The following is a 24,633-nucleotide window of genomic DNA, read 5'->3' on the forward strand; positions in this document are numbered from 1 at the left end:
TGTTATCATGCCGACAGCTTACTCTGTCAGCATTGTCAGTTCAATTACCTTTTGTCTTCCCATTCCCTGCACCTGGTCAAAAATATCAGGCGTAATGGGCGTACCAGCAACAGCAATCACATTGCCCTCCATATCTTTCAGATCCTGCTTCAGTTCTTTCCCCAAGAGAAAGCTCTTTTGACGGGCAATGAACATCTCCACAGAACTGCCGCTTTCCTGCTCAACCATTTCTTCAACCGGTGCTGCAACCGAGCTTTCCTCAGAATAGCTGAAAGAATCCACCACTTCTGTGTTGACCGGTGTTTCTGGAACTGCTTCAGTTGCTGGTTCATCAGTTTTTTGGGAATCTGTCAGCAAATCAGCCGCTTCTTCAGAAACAATCACCACCTGGCGCCCAATGCTCACCAGGGTTTCCAGCGGCAGTATCCCCTCTTGACCTGATTCTTCCACCAACAGCAGAATTTGAGGAATGCTTCCCGTTTCTGTATCTACCATGTAATCAGTGATGCTTCCCAATAATTTTCCTTTGCGGGTCACCACTTTTTCGTCAATAATGTTCACCCGGTTTTCCAGCAAACTGCCGGCAATATTCATTTTGTTCAGGTCCAGCAATACGCGCTGGTGTTCAATGGTCACGGCATAATTGCCCACACCCACTGCTTCCCGAAAGGGAATGGCCAGGATTTCATTTTCATCTGACCCCTCATTTTTATCCACCAACAAAAACTCCACACTCTTTTTATCCGGATTGACAACCAGCTCCCGAACCGTCCCCAACTCCAGTCCTTCCTGTATGCTAATCACCGGAGAGTTGACGATCTGTCCGCTTTTTTTCATTACGCTTCACTCCTGTTCTGTATTTTTTCCTGATAAGCCAGTGCCATTTTCTTCAATTCTTCCGGCAGTTCCGAATATGGGTTGTCTGCCGGTATACCGTGGGCGTTCAACAGGCTTAAGAGCCGTTTCAGGTAGTGGGTGTGGGCTTCGATGATTCCACTGTATCCAGATACTTTCATCGCCTGCTGTTCCAGTAATACTTCACCCAGATCTATTAATGGCTTCAGTCCTCCCCTTTCGGGCATGATTCTCTTCAACTCTGCATAAGCCATTGCCTGTTGTTCTGGAAGAGTACCTCTTTGACAAACCAGTTTCAATGCTGCCACTGCCTCGTCTTCTGCCTGATCTTCCAATGCCAGCATGGCACTGGTCAACAGCACTTCGCCCAGTGTCTCAGACAGCTGCTGTGGCAATTGTTGTTCCATCCACAACTCCACCGGTTCCCCAGGTTTTTCAGACACTTCCGGCACTACAGGTTCCACCGGCTCTTCTGGTTCTTCCATTACTTCATTTTCTTCAGGTGCTTCTTTTGGTTCTTCTGGTTCTTCTGGTTCTTCTGGTTCTTCCATTACTTCAATTTCTTCAGGTGCTTCAATGACATCCGTCATTTCCGCCATCTTTTCCGGTTCCATGAGTTCTTCAGCTTCCATGAGTTCTTCAGCTTCAAATTCAATGGCTTCTGTCTGAGTTTCGTCACCTTCTCCAAACCTCTCTGGTGGTGATGGTGCTGATGGAGCCACTTCTTCAGCAACTGCTATTGGAACTATTGCGGAAAGCATTTCAGATTCACGCAACTGTGCTGCCAAGTCGTCCGAAACCGTTTCTTCTGCCACCTGAAACAATTCATTTTCAGCATCCTGTGTTTCATCAGTTTCAGATACTGTCACTTTTTCCAATGGTAACGGTACTGTCATTTCTTCCAGTGATGCCGGCGCAGCTGATGCATCTTCTTGAAGCACACGCTCATCCGGTAACTGGACAGGTTCGGTCTCTTCATCTACCGCTGGTTCGTCTTTCAGAGCAGCCGGTGCCTTGGTCAATGTCTCTTCAGATTCTGACATGACACCCTGAACGTTTTTTGTTTCAGTTCCCTGCTCTGCCCGCCCTGGCAGCAGACTGGCAACAGGAAGAAACAGCCCGATCACCGCCGCCATTGCCAGAATGGTTCCCAGAGAGGCCGCAGGTGACATGGTTTCCAGGAGCAGGGGCAACGCTGCGGCCAGTGCCAACGACACCAGCAACATCTTATGAACTGCTTTTCGCTGGTAAACCGGCGCTCTGCGGACAATCCACTGAAGCAGCGCCCAAATCAATGCGGCGGCTGCGATTACTGCCATATAATAGGGAAGCACTCTTTCACCTCTTCCTGATATTGTGATATCCTTCAACGTATTCGACAAAGGAATCCGAAATCCTCTATTTTCGACGAAAAAAATCTAAAGACCCATCATGATTGAAAAGTTCCTCTTCCTAGCATTTTACCCTCAAACCGCTGAGAAAACAAATAAAAAAACAAGAAAAACCGTCAAATCATGAACTTTTTTTTCATAATCGTCCTTCGCTGGTGAAATTCACCTTTTTATGGCCATCATCTACCCTTATGTTATTTGACTATCTTTGACTTTCGTTTTAGAATAGAACCATAGCAACACCCCATCCATTTCACCGATGTTCATATTAAAGAGGAGGTATGAAGCATGTTTAACAGTCTTGTTCCATTTCAAAACCGAAGAACCCGAGAACTTGACACACTGTTTGATCGTTTTCTGCAGGATAGTTGGATGACCCCTTCAGTTGGCACCGGTATCAAGGTGGATATCCAGGAGAAGGATGACCAGTATCTGCTGGAAGCAGAGATTCCCGGTGTCGAAAAAGAGCAGATCAGAGTGGATTATGACAATAACTACCTGACCATTGCGGTGGAACAGCAAGAAGAGATTAACGAAGAGAAGGGGAACTATATCTGCAGGGAGCGCAGAATGGGACGCACCAGCCGCACTTTCCATGTGAAAGACATTGATCCCGATACCATCAATGCTTCCTATGAAAACGGCATTCTGAAAGTGACTCTGCCCAGAACCCATGAAGCCAAACGCCGCACAAGCATTGAAATTCGATGATCACAGGCTGCTGCAAGTTCCTTTTAGACACGGAAAACACTCCATGAGTTTGTCGAAGGTGTCATGTTTCATGCAACTGCTTCACATGTTTTTACAAAAAAAGGCATGATTTCTAAACTTGATAGAAATCATGCCTTTTTTGGTTCTTATGGTTACGCTTACTCTTTAATCGCTATATAACTGCTATTCTAGGTTGTTTTCTACAGGATTATCTGTGTTGGCTTCCTTTATGTTCACAGGAAATTCTTTGGTTTCTTTTGTTTGCAAAAGATAATTTGGCAAATCCAGCCCAGCACTGTTAAAGATGTCCTGCAGCGGCGGAAGTGATTGCATCATTCCTGATAAAAAGTTGGCTGTAGCTGGCTTTCCGCCATCTTTTCCACCACCCATATTATCCCATACAGTGACTTTATCAATGTTGATGCCTTTAATTGCTTCTACCTGTATTTTTACCAGCTCCGGAAGTCGATCAGCGATCATCATCATCACCGCTTTCTCTGGTATCCCTCCGGCAGATTCAATAAGCTTTTGGAAACCTTCTGCTTGTTTTTCAAGCACTTCCTTCGTACCTCTGGCCTGTGCTTCCATCTTAGAAAATATGGCGTCAGCCTCACCTCTGGCTATTCTTCTGAACTCTTCAGCCTGGGCCTCTGCTTCAATTTCCAGCTTTTGCTTTTCGATTTGTGCATGAACAAGTACATCTGCTTCCATGGTGGCTTTTTCTCTTCTGGCCCTGGATTTTTCTGCTTCTTCCTCTGCTAAATAAGCTTCCTCCAGTGCCTTTGCTGCCTGAACCTTTTCTGAAGCACTGGCTCTTCTCTCTGCCTCAGCAGTCCGCTCTCTTTTTTCTGCATCAGAGTTTGCAACAGTGATTTTAGATTTATTTTCACCTTCAACCGCTGTGGCATCAGCCTCCGCCACCTTAACTCTCTGGTCGCGTCTGGCCTGTGCTTCACCAATGGATCCATCTCTATCTTTTTCAGCAACACTCTTTTTCGCATCATTCACTGCCTTAGCAGCCGCTTCTTTTCCCAAGGCCTGTATGTATCCTGATTCATCATTAATATCTGTTACGTTTACATTGATTAATCGCAGACCTATTTTTTTAAGCTCCGATTCTACATTGCTGGAAACAGCTTCAAGAAATTTATCCCTGTCCGTATTAATTTCCTCAATATCCATGGTTGCAATGACTAATCTTAGCTGACCAAAGATAATGTCCTTTGCCAACTCCTGTATTTCTGCAAGACCCAATCCCAATAATCTCTCGGCGGCATTTTGCATGATGCCTGGTTCGGTGGAGATTCCCACTGTAAACCTTGAAGGTACATCAACCCTGATATTTTGCTTACTCAGGGCATTTTGAAGGTTGACTTCGATTGATAAAGGTGTCAAGTCTAAAAACTCAGAATGCTGAATCACCGGCCAGATAAAGGCGGCTCCTCCATGAATACACTTAGAAGACCTGTTTTCATCTCCTTCTTTTCCCACTTTACCATATACGACTAAAATTTTATCCGATGGACATTTCTTATACCTTGCGAAAAGTGCTGCAATTGTTCCAAATATCACAATGACAATAACCGTAATTAGTATGACTCCATATGTTGAACCCATTAAGCATCCTCCTTGTTCATTATTTCAACCAATAAAATACTATTGCTGATTACATCTTTTACAACAATTATATTTCCTGTTGTAATCACATCATCTTCGTCTGTCATGGCATCCAACTCCCTAATGGAACCTTGGAGCTTGATACTTACTTTTCCCATACCTTTTCTTTTGGCGGGAATCCGCAGATACACTTCTCCGGTAACGCCTTTGGCCCGTTGAATATCCATCGTCCCACTGTCGGCAAGCTTTGTAATAAAATAAAAAAGTGCCGATACAATAAGCAGTACAATGATACCAAGTATGGTGGATAATAAAATAGTCGCGAACTGTCCTAATCCAGCATTGGAAAATGTGATTCCAGCCCATCCAAATACCGCGAAGAAGGTAATGAAATTTCTCACCGTAAATAATTGAAATCCCGGTTCAAAATCTCCATCTTCCCCCAGATCCAGCCCATCTTCTCCGCCGTCAAAACCTCCTTCACCGCCAATCCCTACAAAAGTCGCCACCAGCTGTATTGCTAACAGTACGGTGAAGGGTATGGCTAAATACCAATAAATTCTATCAAATGCTAACACTTCTGTGAGCCAATCTATCAAACCAACTCCCCCCTTTTTAGCCCCAAATTAAAATTCATCCTATATACAAGACAGTTAGGATGATAAAATGTTTCAACTTACAGCTATATTTTTTGCAGTTCCATTGCTTATTGCCCTCGTTTTATGTGAAACATTCCACATCTGTTATCCAGTGTATCACAGAAATCGACTAACAAATGTTTCTGCCAGTTGAATTAAGCCAGCCAGCCCATGTTTTTGAGCCGCTTTTTCTAAATCACAAAAGCACTCAGTTTGGCCTTGAATCTTTTTTTCTTGGCCACCGAATGCTTCTGTTTTATTTCATTAGGTTATTGGTTAATTGAACGACCATTGTCTGTTTATTGAGAGGGATCAGGCAGACAGACTCCGAAGCCCGCTGCCCATTGATTTTTCAAGCAAACGCACCGCCTGTTCCACCTGGTGCCAGTTACTGACCCGCTTCACATTGCCGGGAAGGGGGAGGTTTCGGTTATAGTGACAGTCAATCAGCAGCACATCAATACCGCTTTCTGCAATGGCAACCGCATTTTCATACCGGTCTTCCACAAAAAGGTGGCAGCCCAGTCTTTGAGCAGTGGCTACTTTATCGTGACTGCCCAGCAGGTGCAATCCATCTTGGGGGATTTCATAGCGATCCAGCCACTCCTGGGTCACCTGGCGCATGTCCGGGTGCCGTGCCGTCACATAATGGAGCTGATGATCCTGTGACAAGCGCAGGAGAACTGCCGGCGCTTCCCGGCGCACATGGCTGGCCCCATGAAGGGCTTCTCCATAACGGTCATAGAAATCAATGTATGCTTCCTCGGCGATCCCCAAAACCGTGTGAATGTCGTAGCAGGTCACATCTTCAGGTTTCAGATTGCGTTCAAAATGTGCGTTGGCCCATGGGAGCCAATAGTATGGTTCAGTGAGCGTGGCATCAATGTCAATTCCCAGTGTCATAGATTTGAAAAACATGGATTCCCCTCCTGTAAAACGTCTTCGCTGTCAGTATACCAACTCAGCGTCAATCTTCCGTGAAGAATGGGTTAACATTTGGTTAATCTTCATTTTGCAGTTCATTCACAGCCCGGAAGCCTTCTTTTCCAGCTTGTCCCGCAGCCGCCAGGCATTGATTTCGCCTCCCAGCAAAATCACAATACTGCTGAGATAAAGCCAGGTGAGGAGGACGATGATCCCGCCGATACTGCCATAGGTAACGCTGTAATTCCCAAAGGTGTTCACGTAGTGGGCAAATCCGTATGACAGCACCAGCCATCCAATGGTGGTGAACACCGCCCCCGGAAGGGATTCCCTCAATTTGATTCGTTGCTGAGGACTAAAGGTGTAAAAGAGGGTAAATACCAGGATCATCACCGCCAGAGATGCCGCGATCCGGGCCCATTGCCAGGTTTTTCGAAACAGCTGGGAAATTCCAAGTAATTCAAAAAGGTAGGTGCCGATGAGCTGGCCAAAGACCAGCATTAGCAGCAACAGGAGAATGGTGAACGCCAGCACCAATGTAAATATCAGCGCCATGCCCCGCACTTTCCAAAACGGACGCTTTTCCTGGTTCCTGAAGGCTTTGTTTATGCCCCGCAGCAGGGCTGCCACCCCGTTGGATGCCAGAAAGACGGTGGTAATCATGCCGGTGGACATGAGGGTTCCCCGGGGCATCTCCATCATCTGCCTCACATTGCGCATCACCAGATCAAAGGCTTCCTGGGGCAAAAAAGGCTGCAGCTGGTAAAGCACTTCTTCCTGAAGAAGCGGCGTGTAGCTGATCAGGGTGATTAAAAAAATCAAGAATGGAAAGAACGACAGCACCAGATAATAGGTGGACTGGGCCGCCAGGGCCGTCAGTTCATTCTCCTGAATCCGGCTGCCCAGCAGCCGGAGTGCTTTCACTTTTGGGTGTTTCAACAGGTTTATGTCTTGTAAACGAAACCCTTTCATCTGTGTTCCCTCCAATGGGGATATGATATAATCGGTGTAGCCGGCGACCTATTCATCGGTCAAATCACTTTACAGGAGGCCAAGCAATGGACTTTAAACAGCTGGAAACATTCTGTGCAATTGCCAAGTACAAAAGCTATTCCAAAGCGGCTGAGCATCTGTTTCTCACTCAGCCCACCCTCAGCAGTCACATCATTAATCTGGAGAAAGAACTGAAAACAACTCTGGTCAACCGCAGCAGCAAACAGATTTCCCTTACCCCTGCCGGGCAGATTCTATACCAGTACGCCGTGGATCTGCTGTCACTGAAAACCAATGCCCAGTTCAAGCTGGATGAGTATCGGGGTACCTTTGTGGGTCAGGTGGAAATTGCCGCCAGCACCATTCCCGAGCAGTATGTACTGCCCGAACTACTCTGCCAGTTTCACCAGGAATACCCTGATGTCACCCTGAGCATGCACCACCTCCCGTCAGAAAAAATCATCGAAGGAGTTCTCTCAGAGGAGTATAATCTGGGTATTGTGGGCAGCCGCAGCACTCACAACCATTTAGCCTTTCACGAGCTGGTCACGGATGAGCTGGCCCTCATTACCCCCGCCAGCGAAAAATACCGCCGTTTTCGTGAAACCCTTACCTGGTCTGACCTTGTGTCACTGCCCTACATCTTCAGGGAGCAGGGTTCCGGTACCCGCAAACGCTTTGAAACGGCGTTGAAACGCAGTCATCATACGCTGAAAGATCTACGGGTGGTGGCTTACATAGAAAATACCGAAGTCATTAAAACCTGTATCCGCAAAGGAATGGGTGTTTCCATTCTTTCCCGCCGCGCTGTTGAACAGGAGTTAAAAGAAGGCCTGTTTTACGCCTTCGATATCCCCGACTTAGAGCTGCATCGCCACTTCTACCTGGTGCACCACAAATACCGGTCACTTTCACCGCTTGAAGTACGCTTCCGTGATTTTCTCATCGAAGCACTCCGCCACCAGGCCACCTGATGCGGGGTTTTGCATAGCGGCCAGGAGGTCGCAGGTTGACGCCACATGGATCGTGAAGCCCTTCACGAACCTGTGGCGTTATTTTGTTGAACCCCCTGCATCTGGTGCCTCTCCCAGGTTCAGTACCGTGTATTCCTGCTCAAAAAGATCGATGTACAGCATCCGGTGCCTCAGCAGAGTGCCCCGGTTAATCAGCAGTTTCAATACTTCGCTCACCTGCGCCGCCCCCACCAGCGCTGGAGTAAAGGAGGGGTTTCCCAGATCTCTTTCGATCCCCTGGTTATCTGCACCGGCATAAATCACATCCAGGGTTTTGTCTCCCGGCAAAATCGTAGTCACCTGCCCATACCAGCCTCCAATGGCCCCATGCACCAATGGCAGTGCCATAGTTTCTGCGACCTGCTGCAACATCAGCCGGGTACCGATACGGTCCACCGCATCCACAATCACCTGGGCCCCCGCCAGCAGTTCCGGTGCATTTTCAGCTGTCAGCAGCTGTTGTTCTGCTTTGACTTCCACATCGGGGTTCACCAGCGCCATGCGTTCCACTGCTGCCTTCGCCTTTCCCTGGCCCATATTCTTTGTATGTGACAGCAGCTGACGGTTTAAATTGCTGGCTTCGAAAACATCTCCATCCACCGCAATGATCTTTCCAACTCCCAGCCGGCCCAGCATTTCGATGATGCCGCCCCCCAGGCCGCCGCAACCCACCACTGCCACGCAGGTTTGGCGCAGTCGACCATTTTCTTCCGGTGACAACATCTTCATGTTCCGACTGTAACGCTCTTCTTCAGCCATTTGGCAACACCCTCCTCTCGGCATTTCATGAAACCAACAACCTTCACGGCCCTTATGGCAGACCTTACTTCGCAGCATATGCAAGTGTATCAGTCTGCCAGATGCTGACCTGACTAATACAACGTCAGTATCGTTTCCATTCCTGCTGTCTTTTCGATGCGGCCGTCAGGCATCACCCAGATGGCTTCCAGCCCTTCGATACTTTCTGCCATGGGCAGACTCTCTTCAAAGGGGAGCAGAAACAGTTCGGTGGAAAAAAAGTCTGCCATTCCCGAATCTTCCATTACCACTGTGATGGCCCTGTAGTGGGCGGCAGGCATCAGGGTAACAGGATCGATCAGATGGTGTACCGGCTGCCCGTCAACAATATAGAAGCGCTGATAATCACCACTGGTGACCACCGAAGCATTGGTGATGGAAACAGAACCCAACAGGCTGTTGCCTTCAGCAAAAAGGGAGGCATCCGGGTTGTGGAGCCCCACCGTCCAGGTTTCCCGTTCATTATCAAAAGGCCGGTTTGCCGCCCGCACATTGCCGCCGGCGCTGATGATGAAACTTTCAAGTCCTTCACCTTCCAACTCTTTCGCCACCAGCTCAGTGGCATATCCTTTGGCAATGGCGCCTATATCCAGGCGCATGCGGGAATCCGGAAGATACACGGTGCCTGCGGCTTCATCCACTTCAATCAGATGGATATCCGTGTATGCAGTGGCCCGCTGTAAATCCTCCAAAGGAGGCAGTTCTGCCAGCGACGGGTCAAAGAGCCCGTCTGCCCGGTATTCATGCCATATTTTAAGAACAGGGCCCATGGCAATATTGGTTCTTCCAGCTGTGCGATCATGCCATTCCCGGGCAAAAAGAATGAGGCTGATGAGGTCTTCATCCACCGCCACCGGTGCAATTCCCGCCTGATCGTTGACGGTTTTCACGTTGTTCATCCCAGCATAAGTGTTGTAAATGTCATAAAGCTGGTGCAGCTCACGAAAACGCTGATGAGCCTGCTCAAATGCCTGTTGAAACTCTTCCTCAGACGTGGTGTAAGCAATCACTTGTATCAGCGTGTCAAAGGTGTCAAAAAAGCTGTCGGTATGTCTTTCATAGCCGTCATAAGGGTTCTGGGCGGGGGTGCACCCCACTGCCAGTATCATCAGCGCCAACAGCAGGGTTAATATCGCCCGGCATCGTTGGTGTTTTATTGCTGTTAACAGGTGCTTCAATTTTATCTCCTCCAATATGGGCCCGGTCCTGATGAGGATGCCTTCAGGTCCATGATTCAAATACCTTGTTTCACATGGTTTCTCCATTCTTTTCATTTTACCATGAAGGAACCCGAACTGCCAGTAAACAAAAAAACAACCCCCCTGCCGAAACAGGGGAGCTGAGAAGGGACTTGTGTGATTATCTGGCGTTGGCGTAAGCTTCTGCCACAGTGGCCAGGTAGCTTTCCACTGTGATGGTCACAGACGAGGTCAGCTCGGGAACGTCTGGCACGTTTTGATGTGAATCATCAACCACCTTCACAGGAAGAGCTTTGATTTCGTCAATGGTTTTGCCGATCATCCAGGCTTCCAGTTCAGCAATCTGTTCATGCCAGTTTTTGCCGATGGCTGAAACAGCTCCCATGCCGTAGCTGTCACCCAGTTCCGCTTTTGAAAGAATCGGTGCTGCCTTGTCTGAAGTGACTTTACCTTCAGCGTCATAATTTACACGTGTTTGGGCGTTGTCAATCTGAACGCCTACCACCGCACCGGCAGCATCAAAGGCAACAGCTGAAATCACGCTGTCCACCTGTGCCATGGGCAGGGTTTCTTTGCCGTCTGCATCAACAGAGAAATCTCTTGACCTGGCGATGGAAACTTCAGTTCCAAGACCCAGGCTGGCAACATTGCTGACAGGAACAGCGTTTGCGTAGGCTTTTTCAACAGCTTCCAGGTATGTGGATACACTCATGGTCACAGTGGAGGCCATTTCCGGAAGATCAGGGTAGCCATCATTCATGGGAAGGGCTTTGATTTCATCGATGGTTTTACCAACCATCCAAGCTTCCACTTCAGCAATCTGTTCAAACCACTCTTTACCGATGGATGACACATTTCCCATCCCGTAGTCGGCACCCAGTTCTACTTTGGTTTTTACCAGAGCAGTTTTGTCGGAAGCTACCTTCATTTCCTCGTCAAAATTCACACGGGTTTGTGCGTTGTCGATGATCACATCAACCACACGGCCTTCGCTGTCGAAGGTGGCGGCAGCAATAACGGTATCAACCTGCGCACGGGCAGTTTTGTCTGCTTCTGCATCGGTGGATTTACCCATGGATGTCAGCAGAGCCAGACCCATACTAACGGCTTCTCCTGCCTCGCCGGCAGGTGCTTCTGTTACTTCTTCTTCAACAGTTTCTTCTACTTCTGCCGGAGCTTCGGCAGGAGCCGGTTCTTCAGTGGCCCCGGTGGTGCCACAAGCAGTCACCAACAGTGTCATGACCAGCAATAAAGCTAACAGCGATAATGTCTTTTTCAATCCTCTTCCTCCTCAAAATATACTCGTTTGTGTTTTATCTAACGATTTTGAAAACCGTTTTCCCCAGAGTCTTTTCTCGTGGGATAATACTTATTCTAACCTTATTTTGATGAAAGTCAATATGACAGGGACAACAGCGGGACGTATTGCAATTACTTAAGGATGTATGTCCCCTCATCTGTTTTTCCGGGCAGACAACCGTCTTTCCCCGGCGGCAAAAGAGCTTTGCACACACGCTCTTACTTACACTAAAAAACCTGCAGTAACACCTGCAGGCCAGACTGTAGACAAAATAAGATGAAGACAAGGGATTTGGTAAAGGACAGCCTTGGAAATCTTGTCAGTGTTTTTTCGAAAAGAAGAGAAAACCGCCAGCGCCTGCTGTTTGAGCGCAGCGAGTTCAGGCGCTGTTTTCGAGACTTTCGACTAAAAACACACAAGATTGGAGTCAGCTGGCCGGGCCAAAGCCCTTTGTCTTCAACCTCACCTGCAGTAACACCTGCAGGCTTTCATTTTATGGAGTGAGTACGGTTATCTCTATACGTCGGTTATTGGCGCGTCCTGTACTGGTATCATTGGTATCAATGGGGTTTTGTTCTCCGAAGCCAGTTACCGACAAACGTTCTTCCGCCACTCCCAGATCGTAGATGAGATACCGGGCAACGGTGATGGCTCTGGCGCTTGAAAGCTCCCAGTTGGAGGGATATGCGGCAGTGCTGATGGGCACATTGTCCGTATACCCTTCCACCACCACCGGGTTTGGTATTTCAGTCAGCTTCAGACCAATATGCTCCAACAGCTCCAGCCCCTGGGCAGATACTTCGGCACTGCCACTGGCAAAAAGAACACTGTCTTTGAATCGAATCATGAGTCCCCGCTCATTGTCCAGAATCTGCACTTGTTCCATCAAATCATTGTCTCTGAGAAAGTTGATGAAGTCTTCCCGGGAGTGACTCATATCCTGCTGCAGGTGATTAATGCCAAAAAGATGCTGGGAAAGCAGTTGTTTTTCCTGCAGCAGCCGGCTGTTTTCCATGGTGAGACGTCCCACTTCCCGATCCAGGTCATCCACTTGTGCCGTCAGGCGCAGGCGCAGCTCATGAAGCGTGTCAGACTCACTGGCAGACAGAATAAAAAACACCATGAAAAAGCACAGCATGATGGTGATCATATCACTGTAAGTGATGAGCCAGTTGTTGGAAAGCTCAATTTCATGATCCTGGCCGATGGCAGGCTGCTGATCAAATCTCAGGTCCAAGGGAGTTCACCATCCTTTCGCCTTCACCCCGACGGGGGTAAATCAGCCGGTCTTCCTCTTTTAACATCACGTTCATTTTATCAAAAACATTGCGTGCCGAGTCATTTCCGGCAATAAGAAGCACGCCTTCCATAATCATGCGGTAGCGAAGCACCATCTGCTCAATATATTCCCGCAGTCTTACCATGAGTGGCACGGCAATAAAGCTGGCGATCAGACTGCCGTAAAGGGTGCTCACCAGGGCGGTGGCCATGTGCCCCATAATGGCATAAGTCTGGTCCAGGTGAGACAGCAGGCCAATCATGCCGATGAGGGTTCCGATGAGACCAAAGGAAGGCGCCACGTAGGAGACCACCTTCAGCAGGTTATACGACCGGTAAAGATTGGCACGCCGGGACTCAATGTCTTTCTCCATGATATTCTGAACCACTTCCGCTTTTTTATAGTCATTCAGAAGAATCAGGGCATCTCTGACAAAGCTGTCGGTTTCACCGTCAATGTCTCCGTTCAGCGACAGCAGCCCTTCCCGTTTCACCTTGATGGAAATCAGGTGAATTTTGTGCAGGTCTTCCTCATATGTGACGGGCTGAGTGAAACTGTCACGAATGAGCGTCACCGTTTCCACCACTGTTTGAAAGGAGAAACCAACAATGACAGAGAGAATGATCCCTGCCAGAATAATCTCCAGTGCGTACAGGTTAAAGAGCGCCGCCATGGAAATACTGCCGCCGATGGAATGAATCATCAGCACCAGCAGAATCAGCACGATGGGTACTTTGGTATTGTTAAGCCAAGAAGCTTTCATGAAATCCATCCTTTATTCATATTTCTTTCCTGTTTTTTTGTTGCGGCTCTTCTCCTGCTTTTTCCGGCCATCATCGCCAGATGCCCCTATTGTATCAGAAAGCCCCCGGGGAATAAATAAAAAAACCGGTAATTTCCCATTATGACCTTGCAGTCCTGCGGGACCGTGTTATAATAGTATTCACCAGGCGGCACAGGGCCTGGCTTTTGTGATGTCCTGAGGACCATAAGGAGGGATTCTATTGAAAATTAAAGGCATTGACAAGTTGAAGCTCTACGACTTTAATAATCTAACCAAGTCGCTGAGCTTTAATATATATGATATCTGTTATGCCAAAAGCTATGAGCACCGTCAGGATTACATTCGGTATATTGACGAACAGTATAACGCCACCCGGCTGACAGAAATCCTCACCAACGTGACCCATATCATTGGTGCCAACGTGCTGAACATTGCTCAGCAGGACTACGATCCCCAGGGTGCCAGTGTCACCATGCTCATCGCGGAAGGCCCCGTGGAAACCCTGGGCGCCGCCAATGGTTCTGCCCGGCCTGGCCCGGACGCCGAACAGGTACATAAGGAATCTGTGGTGGGCCATTTGGATAAAAGCCATATCACGGTACACACTTACCCCGAGAGCCATCCCGATAAGGGAGTCAGCACCTTCAGGGCCGACATTGATGTTTCAACCTGTGGTCAGATTTCACCGCTGAAGGCTCTCAATTACCTGATTAAGAGCTTTGAGTCAGACATTATCATCATGGACTACCGGGTGCGGGGTTTCACCAGAGATATGAACGGAAAGAAATGCTTCATCGACCACAAAATCAACTCCATTCAAAATTATCTTCCCGCCAAAACCCGGAATCAGTACCAGATGATTGACGTCAACATTTATCAGGAGAACATTTTTCACACTAAGATGATTCTTCGGGAGTTTGATCTGGACAATTATCTTTTTGACTCAGAAAGAAATGAGTTTGACCCTGCCGAGCGGAAGAAAATCAAGAAAAAAATCAAAAAAGAAATGTCTGAAATCTTTTATGGCCGTAATATGGTCAACGTTTAGAAGAGCCCGCCGAATGATCCGGCGGGCTCTTCTAATAGACCAACACCTGCCGGCTGAAGAGCACCGACTCCGGCGTCATGTGAAGGCTGGCCAGCTGCCCCTGGGGTGCCGATGCAGGTTGAAAAGCGTGGCCGGTTCCCGGAAGCACACTGCCACCGGCATAAACACCAGTATGGGTGAGAAAAAATTCATCCAGCTTCTTTTCAGCCATCAGCTGCCAGATCCAGTGGGGGGATTCCACTGCCATCTGACGAACTCCCAGCTGGCGCAGCAGGGACAGCAGGGTGTGAAAGTCGGGGAAATGATCATCCGGCAGGGTGATGACCAAGTGCCGCGGATCGGCGCCTTCCGGGTCTTTTTCCAACTGCCGGTTCACCATTTGTGCCGACATGGCCGCCAAGCCAACAGTCTCTTGGGGGTTGGCACCGTCAATCACCCCATAGCAAAAGCGCCCGCCGGGGCAATCCACCAGCTCCTGACGGCTGGAAGCCGGCACCACCACCAGCAACGGGATCTGGGGAGTTGACAGCACCGGGTGCTGCCAGGGCAATTCTCCCGGCCGCCGGGTGATGATCACATTCCATGGATTCCTGCAAAAACGGCTGTCATGTGCCTCCCGAAAAGCCTGAAGATCCGGGTCATACACATGGCCGGTGAACTCCGGCTCTTCTTTCAGGGTGCCGGTGCCCAGCAGTACGGCATCTGCCCAGGTGCGCACCAGGTTCACCAACCACAGATCCGTTTTCCCCTGGCTGTGATCCAGCTTGTTGGCACTGGTAAGGGTTCTGCTGCTGGATTCATTTTCAAACCCCAAGCGCCCATCTAGGGAAAGCACCAGACAGCCGGTGAGATAGGGACGGTCTGGCGGCGCTGCCGGAAACACCAGGGGGCCGTACACCCGCTCCACCTTTTCGGGAATCTGGCAAAAATCGGCATTTTCTGCCATTTGACGTAACAGATTTTCGTTTCTGTAAAGGCATTGCAACGGTAATTGAGATGCAGGAAAAGCGATTTTTTTCAGCATAACTGCCTCCTATTGAAATGATGGTGTCTATTTTGAATTAATGATACAACCCGTCTTAACATGATGATGTGCTCTTTCTGATAGTGGTGATTCCATCTCTCTCGAAGTGGTGATTAATTCTTCATGGGCGAGTAAGCCTGCTGATTGATGATGCCCTTATTGTCAATCAGTCCCGCCCGATCTGCAATTCCCGGAGGCCGCTTCCCTTGCCGAAAGCAAAACCGCCTTTTTCACGACAGTCGGTATTTTTCCAATCACTCATAATATGATACAATTGAGTGGCGACTCGCCCCTTCTTTAACCAGTACATCCAGAGCAGCGCTGGTGCTGTTATGGCGCAGTGACACTACTGTGGCAATACTTTGTGATTTGCTTATGACCGCTGCATTCATAACACCCCTCACAGGAGTTGATGAAATTGGATAACCGCCGCATCCAGCGCATCGTTCAGCGAATGATGCTGCTGATTCTCATCATGTTTGTTTCCAGCGTTTTTTTAACCCGCTACCTGTATCAAACCTTTGAAGGGAAAAGCATCACCTACTTTCAGAGCATCCTTTTTGTGGTGCAAACCTATACCACCACTGGTTACGGGGAACTGCTGCCCTTTGAAACCGGTATGATGAACCTGTATGCTTCCCTCCAGATGATTCTGGGCACCGGTTTGATCCTCATCGGTTTGGCCACTGCCGCTGCTGCCTGGATGCAAAGCCACTTCCAGGAATTGCCTGCCACCAAGGTCTCTGCCAAGCTGAAAGATCACATGATCATCTGCGGTTACTCACCGCTGGCTGATTCCCTGCTGGATGAGCTTATTATTCAGCAAATGCCTTATGTAATTGTAGAGAAGCGCCATGGAACGGTGCGGGAACTGATGCAGCAGGGCCTGAACGTGATTCAGGGAGACCCCTCTGAACAGCAGATGTTGGAGGCTGCCGGCATTCGCCAGGCACGGGCCCTCATTGCCAGCAGCACCGACGATACCAATGTACACATTGTACTGGAAGCCCGTTCACTCTCTTCGCTGCCCATTCTGGTGGCAGTGGAAAATGAACTGCAGCAGGAAGCACTGGAACTGGCCGGCGCCACTGAAATCGTCGCACCGAAGCGCATCCTGGGAGAAGAGCTGGCCAGGGTGGCCACTTCCAGTCTGGGAAAAGAACTGGTGGCTGACATTGACCAGTTGGGCGACCTGCTGGTGATGGAGTTTCCCATCGGCATGTACTGTCAATATGCCAACCAAACTCTTCAGCAGAGCCGCATTCGCGAAAATACCGGCACCACCATTCTGGGATTGTGGGAAAACGGCGTGTTTCGTTTTGTAGACAGCCCCCATATGGTGCTGTCAGAGGAATCAATGGTGGTTGTTCTTGGCACCCGTGAGCAGCTGCAGCAGCTGGATGACAGCCTTTCCAGCCACCTTTACTCACCGGGCGATAACCGTCACCGGTTCGTTGTGGCCGGCTATGGCGATGTGGCCAAGCGTACAGTGGAACTCCTGTCGAAACAGGGGAATGAAGTACGCCTCATTGTGAATCAACCGGTGCCTGCTCATTCCCATGTTTCCGGAGACATGACTTCCCGGGCGGTGCTGTTGGAAGCAGGCATTGATAAAGCCGGTACTTATATCATTTCTGCCCCAACAGATGAACAGGCCATTTTTTCCACCCTTATGGCCAGAAAAATCAATCCACGACTGCGGATTTACGTGCGGGCCAACAGCCACACCAATGTGAAGAAGCTGTACCGGGCTGGTGCCGATTTTGTCTTGTCTGTTTCCAAGATATCCGGTAACATCATTTCCCGGCTGCTGACCACCGGCCCGGGAGATGTGATTCCCGATGTGGATATTCAGTTTTTTCAGCACCAGGTGGGTGAAGAACTGGACCTGACCACCATTCAGGAAGCTACGATACTGAAAAGCTCAGGCTGCATGATCATCGCCATTAAGAAAGAAGGCACCATTCTTCAGAACCCGCCGGCCGCCACTTTACTGTGCACTGGTGATATCCTGGTACTGCTGGCCCAGGGGGACGGGAGGGAAAAATTCAAAAGAGCCGTTCAATCAGCGAGAGAACCTGCCTAAATAGTGTTACCCTGCTTTCAACAGGTGCTTCATCTGGAACGTGGCTCTCGACTAATATTTCTCCAGCATCAGTTTTTTCCATTTGAACAGCTGCGACAGTGAAATCACCACTTCACTGCTTTGGGCTGTCAATTTTTTAGGGATAAATAAAGTAATCCCCTGGTGATGAAAAGCTTCGTAATCCTCCGGATTACTTTCGGGCTCCCAAAGATCAATCACCGCCACATCCACGGTGCCCGAGTGGCATCAGCCCTGTTTGACATAGTGAATTCCTGCCTTGCCTCCATTCTGGAGGATGTAATCCACCGCCGCTTTTTCCATGTTGATTTTCATGGGGTTTCACCCTTTCCATCTTGTGCTATAATAAGACCACTGCAGACAACACCGCAGCCTGAAAGGAATCTAACGATGACACAACCATTTTTACCCGTTACACTGGAAGAAGCCGAAAAACGGGGATGGGAATTTCCCGATTTTGTTCTGGTAAGCGGCGACGCTTACGTCGACCACCCCGCCTTCGCCCCCGCCGTCATTGGCCGGTGGCTGGAAGCCCATGGGTTTTCTGTGGGCATCATTCCCCAACCCGACTGGACCGACCCGGAGGCCTTTTCTGTTTTTGGCACTCCCCGGCTGGCTTTTCTGGTGACTGCCGGCAACATGGACTCCATGGTGAACCATTACACCGTTAATAAAAAACGGCGCCGACAAGATGCCTACTCTCCCGGCGGCGCTTCCGAAAAGCGTCCCGACCGGGCAGCCACTGTTTACACCCGCAAACTGAAGAAGCTCTTCCCCAAAACACCGGTAATTTTAGGTGGTCTGGAGGCCAGCCTGCGACGCATGGCCCACTATGACTACTGGGAAGACCGAATGAAGCCCTCCATTCTCATGGACACCAAGGCTGACCTGCTGGTTTACGGCATGGGGGAACGCACCATTCTTGAAATTGCCGAGGCCCTGAACAGCGGCCTCTCCGCTGCCAATCTCACCTTTATCCCCGGCACTGCTTTCTATTCCCGGGAGCTGGACACCTTCGACAACCCCCTGGTGCTCCCTTCCTGGCGCACCCTGCAGAGTTCCAAAAAACAAGTGGCCCGCAGCTTTCTCCGGCAGATGGATCACAACGATCCCGTCACCGGCCAGCCACTGGCAGAGCCCTACGACACCGGGTTTATTGTGCAGCTGCCCCCGGCCGAACCACTGACAACAGCCGAAATGGACCAGGTGTACCGGCTGCCCTACCTGCGCCGGGCCCACCCCCAGTACGATAAAGCCGGCGGCGTTCCCGCTCTGGATGAAGTGCAGTTCAGTCTCACCAGCAGCCGGGGATGTTTTGGTGCTTGCCATTTTTGTGCCATCACCTACCATCAGGGCAAGACCGTGCAGCCCCGCAGCCATGAAGCCATTCTGGAAGAAGCCGCTGCCATGACCCAAGACCCGGCCTTCAAGGGTTATTTTCATGATGTGGGCGGCCCCACGGCCAATTTTCGGCAACCGGCCTGCGAAAAAATGACCACCTCCGGTGCCTGTACCCACCGCCAGTGTCTCACACCTCAGCCCTGTCCCAATCTCACAGTGGATCACCATGATTACGTGACCCTGCTGCAAAAACTGCGTAAGCTGCCCCGGGTGAAGAAAGTGTTTGTGCGCTCAGGTGTACGCTATGATTACGTGATGGCTGATACAGACCCCACGTTTTTTGAAGAGCTCTGCCGCCACCATGTGAGCGGCCAGCTGCGGGTGGCACCTGAACATGTGGACGAAAAGGTGCTGGCACTTATGGGAAAACCCTCCAAAGAGGTTTATGAAGCCTTCCGCAAGCGTTTCGAAGACTTTAATGCCCGGGAAAACCTGAACCAGTTTTTGGTGCCCTACCTGATCTCCAGCCACCCCGGCTCTGATCTGAAGGCGGCCATTGAGCTGGCCCTCTACCTGAAAGAACTGGGCCACACCCCTGAGCAGGTGCAAGATTTTTACCCCACTCCCGGTACCCTTTCCACTGTCATGTATTATACCGAAATGAACCCCGTAACTGAAGAGCCCCTTTTCGTTCCCAAAGAACCGGATGAAAAGCGGATGCAACGGGCATTGCTCCAGGCCAAGCTGCCTGAAAACCACGCGCTGGTGCGCCAGGCCCTGAACAAAGCGGGGCGGCGTGACCTCATCGGCCGTCACCCGGACGCCCTGGTACCTCCCGGCGACGAAGTGAAAAAAACAAAGCCTGCACCACCAAAATCCCAGGGGAGCAGGCGCAAAAATAACCGTTAAACAGACTGTCGCCAACCTACAATGAAGATAACCGGTTTGGTGTAAGGTACCCTCTGAACTGTCGGCTAAATCGCCGGCAGTTTTCTTTTACCAATAAGCCGCTGCCATGCGGCGCAGCTGCTGCTCTGCCTCTTCCGACAGATTCATCCATTTCAGGTCTTCCTCCAGCTGCTCCGGTGTTCCGTGACCGGCCAGGTAACCGTTCACCCTGGCGGCGGTGGTGGAGTCCACAAAGGCTTGAAAGGTATCAAACTGGTTTTTCACCTCATCAAACAGCTCCCGCCGGTTTTGCAGATAATACTTCTGGTGGTAATCTTCGGCTGAATAGAAGGTCACTTCTGACCGAATCACTGTTTGCACCTGCTGGCCTTTGGCAGCTTCCAACTGCTGGATAGAATCCTGCAGCGCCTGGGCCTGCGTGTCGTTGTGGGTAAACACCATGCTGCGGTACTGGGCTGACCAGGCCCTTGCAAAGGGGTCGTGGTTTTCCCAGAAGATGTGAAGCAGCGCCTCGTATGTGATCACTTCCGGGTCATAGACAATCTGGATGGTTTCCGTATGGTCGCCAATATGGCGGTACGTGGGGTTGGGGGTGGTGCCTCCGGCATAACCGACACGGGTACGCATCACTCCCGGCTGTTGCCCGAACCGGGCATCAGGTCCCCAAAATCAGCCAAGGGCAAAAGTGGCAGTTGCTTCATGTGTGTTTTGATTCTTTGCTTCCTGCATTCCATCACCTCTTTCTGTTTCTGACGCGGGGGAACCCGCATGTTCCTCTCGGCAGGCAGTACCAACTGCTGCCATCAATACCCATACTATCAATAATCCCATAATCTGAAACCGCTTCCTCTTCAGATTCTTGTTCACAGCAAACCACTTCCATTCATCACATGGGTGTCGCAGGGTACCAGCAACACCGGCTGCTTTGACTGGCGGGTCACAGCTTCAGCAGTGCTGCCCAGCAACAGCTGTTGAATAAAGCCTTCCCCCCGCCGGGGCATCAAAATGAGGCTGATCGCTTCTTCATCGGCAATTTCAAGAATACGCCGGGAGGGAGTACCGTCAGTGAGATGAACCGCCACTTCACAACCTGCCGCTTCCATTTCTTTTTTCATTTGCTGCAGTTCCTGCTCGTTCCGATTCCGCAGTTCCTGCCACATGGCTTCGTCCCGAACCTTTTGCACCACCGACACCAGGACCACCGAATCAATATGGGGCGCCATGGCCATCAGCTCCTGCCACACCTGCCGGGCACAGGGAGAAAAGTCGGTGGGAAACAAAATCCGGTTAAATTTCAGCCGGCACACCGGGGTGTAGTCTTTTCGGTTCACATCTCTGAATTTTTCCACCAATACCGGTACCGGACTGAGACGAACCACATCGAAGGTGGTGCTTCCCAAAAATAGGCTGCGGATCATGCCGCCCCCATGGGAGCCCATTAGAATTAGTGAAGCCCCTTCTTCCACCGCTGTGTTAATGATTTCTTCTGGTGGAAATCCCATGGGTACCCGAATACTCACCTGATACCCTTCTGCTTCCAGCCGTTTTTTTTCCTTTTGCAGCCGTTCTTCGTAGTGGCGCTGCACCTCCAGGGCACTTCCCTGCGCTCTCACAATGCTGACAGCATGAAAGAGCACCACTTCTTCCATTCCCTGTGCCTTCAGTTCTGCCAGGCAGGCCATGAGTTCCTGGGCCGGCGGTGAAAAATCGGTGGCCAGCAGTATTTTTTTCATCAGCATCAAAAAACCCCCTCTCAAGCTTATCACCTTAATGGCTATATACCCATCAAGGCCGGCTTTTAAGAAGAGGCTTTTGTGATGTTTGTTTTAAGATGCGGCTTTTTCCTAATGGTTACGATGCCTGAAGGCTGTCCAGCAGCAACTGTACGCTTCCGATGTGCTTTTGCACATCTTCTCCCTGATGCAGTGCCAGATGAATCAGAAAAGATTCCACCAGCACGTACAGGGTAAAGGCCATACTGGGCGTGGGCATTTCCCGAATTTCGCCCTTTTCTATGCCCTGATCCAGCAGTTCCTGAAAGGTGTGACGAATCTGTGCCATATGATCGTTCACCAGCTCAATGGACGGATGCTCTTCCCGAATCATAATGAGCCAGAGGTCCACCAGCACCACCAGCTTCCGATTGTTGTCGTATTCCCTGAGAATAGCCGGAATCAATTTGCGAATGGTCTGCAGGGGACTTTCTGCCTCGTCGGCCAGAATGATCCGAAAATCTTCCCGCAGCGACTCAAAAAGGTGAACAATGGTATACTGCAATATTTCATCCTTGTTACGAAAATACTGATAAATGGTGGTGCGTCCAATACCGCAGGCGCTGGTGATATCCACCAGGTGGGTGTTGTGAAAACCCTTTTGTAAAAAGGAATCCACTGCTTTTTCCATGATCATGCGTTTTTTGGCTTCGTAGTCCACAATTTTTGGCACTTCTTTCACCTCTTTAATGACGCGAGCGTCATTTATTTTCAATTTTCAGTGTACCATATCTCAGATATGCGGAACAAGTATAACAGTTTCAATAAACAAAAAACCAGCAATAAATTCATTTCACTTGGATTGCAGCAACAAATTTCGTTTTTTAGATTCAACAACTATTCGACAGCCAATGACCGCTTTATTCCGGCAATACTGACGTTGAGTCCTGGGCCACCACCCATTCCTGAATCACCTGATACAGCTTCTCCATATCAATGGGTTTTGACAGGTAGTCGTTCATACCTGCTGCCAGGCACCGCTCTTTATCCTGTTTCAGTGCGTGGGCGCTGATGCCGATGATGGGGGTGCGTTCCCCAAATTTTTTCTCGAAGGATCGAATGACCGAAGTCACTTCAATGCCGCTGATGGTGGGCAGTTGCACATCCATGAGTACCAAGTCATAAGCCGTGGTTCCGAACATGCGAATGGCTTCGAAGCCATCCTGAGCCAAATCCACTTGGGCCCCCAGCTTGCGGCATATTTTTCGAAGAAGAATCTGGCTGATTTCGTCATCTTCCACAGCCAAAATGCGAATGCTTTCTTTTAAATGGGGGAAAAATTGTTGTTTCTGGCTGGCTGCCTCTCCGTTTCCTGCATGAAGTTCGTGGACACGCAGGGGAACTTCAAAATAGAAGCGGCTTCCTTCTCCCGGCGCACTGGAGAGAGACACGGTTCCCCCCATGAGCTCCACCAGTTTCTGTACGATGGCCAGCCCCAGGCCGGTTCCCTGATATGACTTGGAATAGGAGTCATCCAGCTGGGTGAACCGTTGAAAGAGCTTCTGCTGGTCTTCAGAGGCAATGCCAATCCCCGTATCCGCCACGGAGAATCGATAAATGCCAAAAGGATTCTCATACTGAACCAGTTCTGCCTCCAGGGTTACTTTTCCCGTTTCGGTGAACTTGAAGGCGTTGCTCAGCAGATGATACAGCACCCGGGTCAGCTTGCTCCGGTCACCCACCACCTTTACCCGGCAGGCCTCCGACGCTTCAAAGGTAAATGGCACGTTTTTGCTTTCCCCCAACACCCGAAAAGGTTCCATCACTTCTTCCAGGGTTTGGATCAGCTCAAAGACCTCTTCCCGCAGTTCGATGCGCTGCGACTCAATCCGAGCCACATCCAGCAGGTTGTTCATTGTTTCCACCATGCGCCCTGCCGACTCTGTCAGAATGTTCACCAGTTCCAGCTGTTCCTGGGAGAGGGGAGTGCTTTCCAGCATCATGGCGGCACCATAAATGCCATTCATGGGCGTGCGAATTTCGTGGCTCATATTGGAGAGAAACTGGCTTTTCACCTGGCTGGCTGCTTCTGCCCGCTCTTTGGCTTCCCGCAGCTCCAGCTCTTCTTTTTTTCGCTGGGTGATGTCGGTATAAATCGCCTGGTATCCCACAATTTCATCATCCACAATCACCGGTCCGCCTCTGACAATCACCGGCACCCGGCTGCCATCCTTGCGAACCCTCACTGACTCCATCTCCACAAACTCATTGGATTGTGTCCGGCAGGAGACTAATGCCGCCTCCTTCAGCAAGGCTTCATCTGTAATGAGCGGATCCAGGGAAACCCCCACACATTCCGCCTCTGTATAGCCGAAAAGGCGGGTGAACTGCTGATTAATTCTCACGATTTCCTGACGAGTGTTCAGATGGGCCAGGGCTTCGGGAGAATATCTGAACAATGATTCCAGCACACTTTTCTGATATCGCAGTGATATCTCGGCCTGCTTGCGCCGGGTAATATCCTGATGGGTGCCCACCATGCGGGTCGGTTGACCATGTTCATTCCATTCCACTGTCTTGCCCCGGGAGAGGATCCATTTTTCCTGTCCCTCTTTGGTTCTCATGCGAAAAACCGAATGATAATGTGCCAGCTCGCCTTTGATGTACAGCTCCCGGATTTTTTCCATTCGCTTCAAATCTTCAGGGTGAACGTGTGTCAGAAAAAAATCGTAGGTATGACGAACTTCGTCGGCAGTGAAGCCAAGCATCTGGGCCCAGCTTTCAGAAATCATATTTTCACCGGTCACCAGGTTCCAGTCCCAAATACCCTCCTGCGCCGCCTCCAATGCCATTTTAGCCCGAAGCAGTGCATTCTGTGAAAAAGCGTTGTCACGCTGGGCTCTGCGGGAATATCGACTGCCTTTTGAATAAAAATACTGGTGCGTTCTCCCTGGCATCAAGATCACCCCATCCTTTGCGGTCTCGTTTCAATC

The 24,633-nt window shown here is 50.0% G+C and carries 22 protein-coding genes and 1 pseudogene; 5 read left to right on the forward strand and 18 right to left on the reverse strand.

Annotated elements, in window-relative coordinates:
• Positions 1 to 18: 18 nt before the first annotated feature.
• Together AAIG11_RS10905 and AAIG11_RS10910 are read right to left on the reverse strand one after the other, a co-directional pair.
• Entirely contained in the window at positions 19 to 837 is an 819-nt protein-coding gene (locus AAIG11_RS10905) for a PRC-barrel domain-containing protein (protein WP_343186280.1), read from the reverse strand.
• Positions 837 to 2,174, reverse strand: coding sequence for a hypothetical protein (locus tag AAIG11_RS10910; protein WP_343186281.1), 1,338 nt, complete (start codon positions 2,172 to 2,174; stop codon positions 837 to 839). The genes AAIG11_RS10905 and AAIG11_RS10910 overlap by 1 nt, the downstream gene beginning before the upstream one ends.
• A 360-nt stretch (positions 2,175 to 2,534) precedes the next feature.
• Between AAIG11_RS10910 and AAIG11_RS10915 the strand changes: the two genes are divergently transcribed.
• Positions 2,535 to 2,957 (forward strand): Hsp20/alpha crystallin family protein, encoded by a 423-nt coding sequence (locus AAIG11_RS10915; RefSeq protein ID WP_343186282.1) that lies wholly within the window; start codon positions 2,535 to 2,537, stop codon positions 2,955 to 2,957.
• A gap of 183 nt (positions 2,958 to 3,140) precedes the next feature.
• Here AAIG11_RS10915 and AAIG11_RS10920 read toward each other — a convergent pair whose 3' ends face one another.
• From AAIG11_RS10920 to AAIG11_RS10935, 4 genes are all read right to left on the reverse strand, one after another.
• Entirely contained in the window at positions 3,141 to 4,574 is a 1,434-nt protein-coding gene (locus AAIG11_RS10920) for a flotillin family protein (protein ID WP_343186283.1), read from the reverse strand.
• On the reverse strand, positions 4,574 to 5,152 hold the full coding sequence (locus AAIG11_RS10925; protein ID WP_343186284.1) for a hypothetical protein: 579 nt from the start codon (positions 5,150 to 5,152) through the stop codon (positions 4,574 to 4,576). The genes AAIG11_RS10920 and AAIG11_RS10925 overlap by 1 nt, the downstream gene beginning before the upstream one ends.
• 372 nt (positions 5,153 to 5,524) lie before the next feature.
• Positions 5,525 to 6,130 carry a 5' nucleotidase, NT5C type gene (locus tag AAIG11_RS10930; protein WP_343186285.1) on the reverse strand — a complete coding sequence of 202 codons (606 nt, stop codon included), beginning with the start codon at positions 6,128 to 6,130 and terminating at the stop codon, positions 5,525 to 5,527.
• A 105-nt stretch (positions 6,131 to 6,235) separates the two neighbouring features.
• Positions 6,236 to 7,075, reverse strand: a complete 840-nt coding sequence (locus AAIG11_RS10935; RefSeq protein WP_343186286.1) for a YihY/virulence factor BrkB family protein — start codon at positions 7,073 to 7,075, stop codon at positions 6,236 to 6,238.
• Between the two features lie 119 nt (positions 7,076 to 7,194).
• Here AAIG11_RS10935 and AAIG11_RS10940 point away from each other — a divergent pair, with 119 nt between their 5' ends.
• Complete coding sequence (locus AAIG11_RS10940) at positions 7,195 to 8,103, forward strand: selenium metabolism-associated LysR family transcriptional regulator (protein ID WP_343186287.1); 909 nt, start codon at positions 7,195 to 7,197, stop codon at positions 8,101 to 8,103.
• 78 nt (positions 8,104 to 8,181) lie between these two features.
• Here AAIG11_RS10940 and AAIG11_RS10945 read toward each other — a convergent pair whose 3' ends face one another.
• The 5 genes from AAIG11_RS10945 to AAIG11_RS10965 all read right to left on the reverse strand — a co-directional run bounded on the left by AAIG11_RS10945 (position 8,182) and on the right by AAIG11_RS10965 (position 13,481).
• Positions 8,182 to 8,901 (reverse strand): HesA/MoeB/ThiF family protein, encoded by a 720-nt coding sequence (locus tag AAIG11_RS10945; RefSeq protein ID WP_343186288.1) that lies wholly within the window; start codon positions 8,899 to 8,901, stop codon positions 8,182 to 8,184.
• A gap of 113 nt (positions 8,902 to 9,014) precedes the next feature.
• On the reverse strand, positions 9,015 to 10,118 hold the full coding sequence (locus AAIG11_RS10950) for an FAD:protein FMN transferase (protein ID WP_343186289.1): 1,104 nt from the start codon (positions 10,116 to 10,118) through the stop codon (positions 9,015 to 9,017).
• A gap of 181 nt (positions 10,119 to 10,299) precedes the next feature.
• Positions 10,300 to 11,418, reverse strand: coding sequence for a hypothetical protein (locus AAIG11_RS10955; protein ID WP_343186290.1), 1,119 nt, complete (start codon positions 11,416 to 11,418; stop codon positions 10,300 to 10,302).
• Positions 11,419 to 11,932: 514 nt separating this feature from the next.
• Positions 11,933 to 12,676 carry an OmpA family protein gene (locus tag AAIG11_RS10960; protein ID WP_343186291.1) on the reverse strand — a complete coding sequence of 248 codons (744 nt, stop codon included), beginning with the start codon at positions 12,674 to 12,676 and terminating at the stop codon, positions 11,933 to 11,935.
• Positions 12,660 to 13,481, reverse strand: coding sequence for a motility protein A (locus AAIG11_RS10965; RefSeq protein WP_343186292.1), 822 nt, complete (start codon positions 13,479 to 13,481; stop codon positions 12,660 to 12,662). The genes AAIG11_RS10960 and AAIG11_RS10965 overlap by 17 nt, the downstream gene beginning before the upstream one ends.
• 241 nt (positions 13,482 to 13,722) lie before the next feature.
• Between AAIG11_RS10965 and speD the strand changes: the two genes are divergently transcribed.
• A complete protein-coding gene (gene speD, locus AAIG11_RS10970) occupies positions 13,723 to 14,550 on the forward strand; it encodes an adenosylmethionine decarboxylase (protein ID WP_343186293.1) in 828 nt (275 codons plus the stop codon).
• Positions 14,551 to 14,581: 31 nt separating this feature from the next.
• Here speD and AAIG11_RS10975 read toward each other — a convergent pair whose 3' ends face one another.
• Entirely contained in the window at positions 14,582 to 15,574 is a 993-nt protein-coding gene (locus AAIG11_RS10975) for a RibD family protein (RefSeq protein ID WP_343186294.1), read from the reverse strand.
• A gap of 412 nt (positions 15,575 to 15,986) precedes the next feature.
• On the opposite strand from AAIG11_RS10975, the gene AAIG11_RS10980 reads away from it, so the two are divergent.
• The gene (locus AAIG11_RS10980; protein ID WP_343186295.1) at positions 15,987 to 17,660 is read left to right on the forward strand and encodes a potassium channel family protein; all 1,674 of its coding nucleotides are present in this window, start codon (positions 15,987 to 15,989) and stop codon (positions 17,658 to 17,660) included.
• Between the two features lie 51 nt (positions 17,661 to 17,711).
• Here the strand turns inward: AAIG11_RS10980 and AAIG11_RS10985 are convergent, their stop codons facing one another.
• Positions 17,712 to 17,891, reverse strand: a complete 180-nt coding sequence (locus tag AAIG11_RS10985) for a hypothetical protein (RefSeq protein ID WP_343186296.1) — start codon at positions 17,889 to 17,891, stop codon at positions 17,712 to 17,714.
• Between the two features lie 177 nt (positions 17,892 to 18,068).
• Between AAIG11_RS10985 and AAIG11_RS10990 the strand changes: the two genes are divergently transcribed.
• Positions 18,069 to 19,928 (forward strand): YgiQ family radical SAM protein, encoded by a 1,860-nt coding sequence (locus tag AAIG11_RS10990; RefSeq protein ID WP_343186297.1) that lies wholly within the window; start codon positions 18,069 to 18,071, stop codon positions 19,926 to 19,928.
• A gap of 87 nt (positions 19,929 to 20,015) precedes the next feature.
• Here AAIG11_RS10990 and msrA read toward each other — a convergent pair.
• The 5 genes and pseudogenes from msrA to AAIG11_RS11015 all read right to left on the reverse strand — a co-directional run.
• Positions 20,016 to 20,585 (reverse strand): annotated as a pseudogene (gene msrA / locus AAIG11_RS10995) (peptide-methionine (S)-S-oxide reductase MsrA); the annotation flags it as partial.
• Between the two features lie 12 nt (positions 20,586 to 20,597).
• The gene (locus AAIG11_RS11000) at positions 20,598 to 20,759 is read right to left on the reverse strand and encodes a hypothetical protein (protein WP_343186298.1); all 162 of its coding nucleotides are present in this window, start codon (positions 20,757 to 20,759) and stop codon (positions 20,598 to 20,600) included.
• Positions 20,760 to 20,791: 32 nt separating this feature from the next.
• The gene (locus tag AAIG11_RS11005) at positions 20,792 to 21,667 is read right to left on the reverse strand and encodes a universal stress protein (protein ID WP_343186299.1); all 876 of its coding nucleotides are present in this window, start codon (positions 21,665 to 21,667) and stop codon (positions 20,792 to 20,794) included.
• 112 nt (positions 21,668 to 21,779) lie between these two features.
• On the reverse strand, positions 21,780 to 22,382 hold the full coding sequence (locus AAIG11_RS11010) for a TetR/AcrR family transcriptional regulator (RefSeq protein WP_343186300.1): 603 nt from the start codon (positions 22,380 to 22,382) through the stop codon (positions 21,780 to 21,782).
• Positions 22,383 to 22,560: 178 nt separating this feature from the next.
• Entirely contained in the window at positions 22,561 to 24,597 is a 2,037-nt protein-coding gene (locus AAIG11_RS11015) for a hybrid sensor histidine kinase/response regulator (RefSeq protein ID WP_343186301.1), read from the reverse strand.
• Positions 24,598 to 24,633 lie beyond the last annotated feature (36 nt).

It is taken from the genome of Anoxynatronum sibiricum (genome assembly GCF_039414295.1).
Lineage (GTDB): Bacteria > Bacillota > Clostridia > Peptostreptococcales > Tindalliaceae > Anoxynatronum > Anoxynatronum sibiricum.

Bases quoted from the DNA above. Each gene is read 5' to 3' on its own strand.
- AAIG11_RS10905 (WP_343186280.1), bottom strand. From the start codon at position 837: ATGAAAAAAAGCGGACAGATCGTCAACTCTCCGGTGATTAGCATACAG.
- AAIG11_RS10910 (WP_343186281.1), bottom strand. From the start codon at position 2,174: ATGGCAGTAATCGCAGCCGCCGCATTGATTTGGGCGCTGCTTCAGTGG.
- AAIG11_RS10915 (WP_343186282.1), top strand. From the start codon at position 2,535: ATGTTTAACAGTCTTGTTCCATTTCAAAACCGAAGAACCCGAGAACTT.
- AAIG11_RS10920 (WP_343186283.1), bottom strand. From the start codon at position 4,574: ATGGGTTCAACATATGGAGTCATACTAATTACGGTTATTGTCATTGTG.
- AAIG11_RS10930 (WP_343186285.1), bottom strand. From the start codon at position 6,130: ATGTTTTTCAAATCTATGACACTGGGAATTGACATTGATGCCACGCTC.
- AAIG11_RS10940 (WP_343186287.1), top strand. From the start codon at position 7,195: ATGGACTTTAAACAGCTGGAAACATTCTGTGCAATTGCCAAGTACAAA.
- AAIG11_RS10945 (WP_343186288.1), bottom strand. From the start codon at position 8,901: ATGGCTGAAGAAGAGCGTTACAGTCGGAACATGAAGATGTTGTCACCG.
- AAIG11_RS10965 (WP_343186292.1), bottom strand. From the start codon at position 13,481: ATGAAAGCTTCTTGGCTTAACAATACCAAAGTACCCATCGTGCTGATT.
- AAIG11_RS10975 (WP_343186294.1), bottom strand. From the start codon at position 15,574: ATGCTGAAAAAAATCGCTTTTCCTGCATCTCAATTACCGTTGCAATGC.
- AAIG11_RS10980 (WP_343186295.1), top strand. From the start codon at position 15,987: ATGAAATTGGATAACCGCCGCATCCAGCGCATCGTTCAGCGAATGATG.
- AAIG11_RS10990 (WP_343186297.1), top strand. From the start codon at position 18,069: ATGACACAACCATTTTTACCCGTTACACTGGAAGAAGCCGAAAAACGG.
- AAIG11_RS11000 (WP_343186298.1), bottom strand. From the start codon at position 20,759: ATGGGATTATTGATAGTATGGGTATTGATGGCAGCAGTTGGTACTGCC.
- AAIG11_RS11005 (WP_343186299.1), bottom strand. From the start codon at position 21,667: ATGCTGATGAAAAAAATACTGCTGGCCACCGATTTTTCACCGCCGGCC.
- AAIG11_RS11015 (WP_343186301.1), bottom strand. From the start codon at position 24,597: ATGCCAGGGAGAACGCACCAGTATTTTTATTCAAAAGGCAGTCGATAT.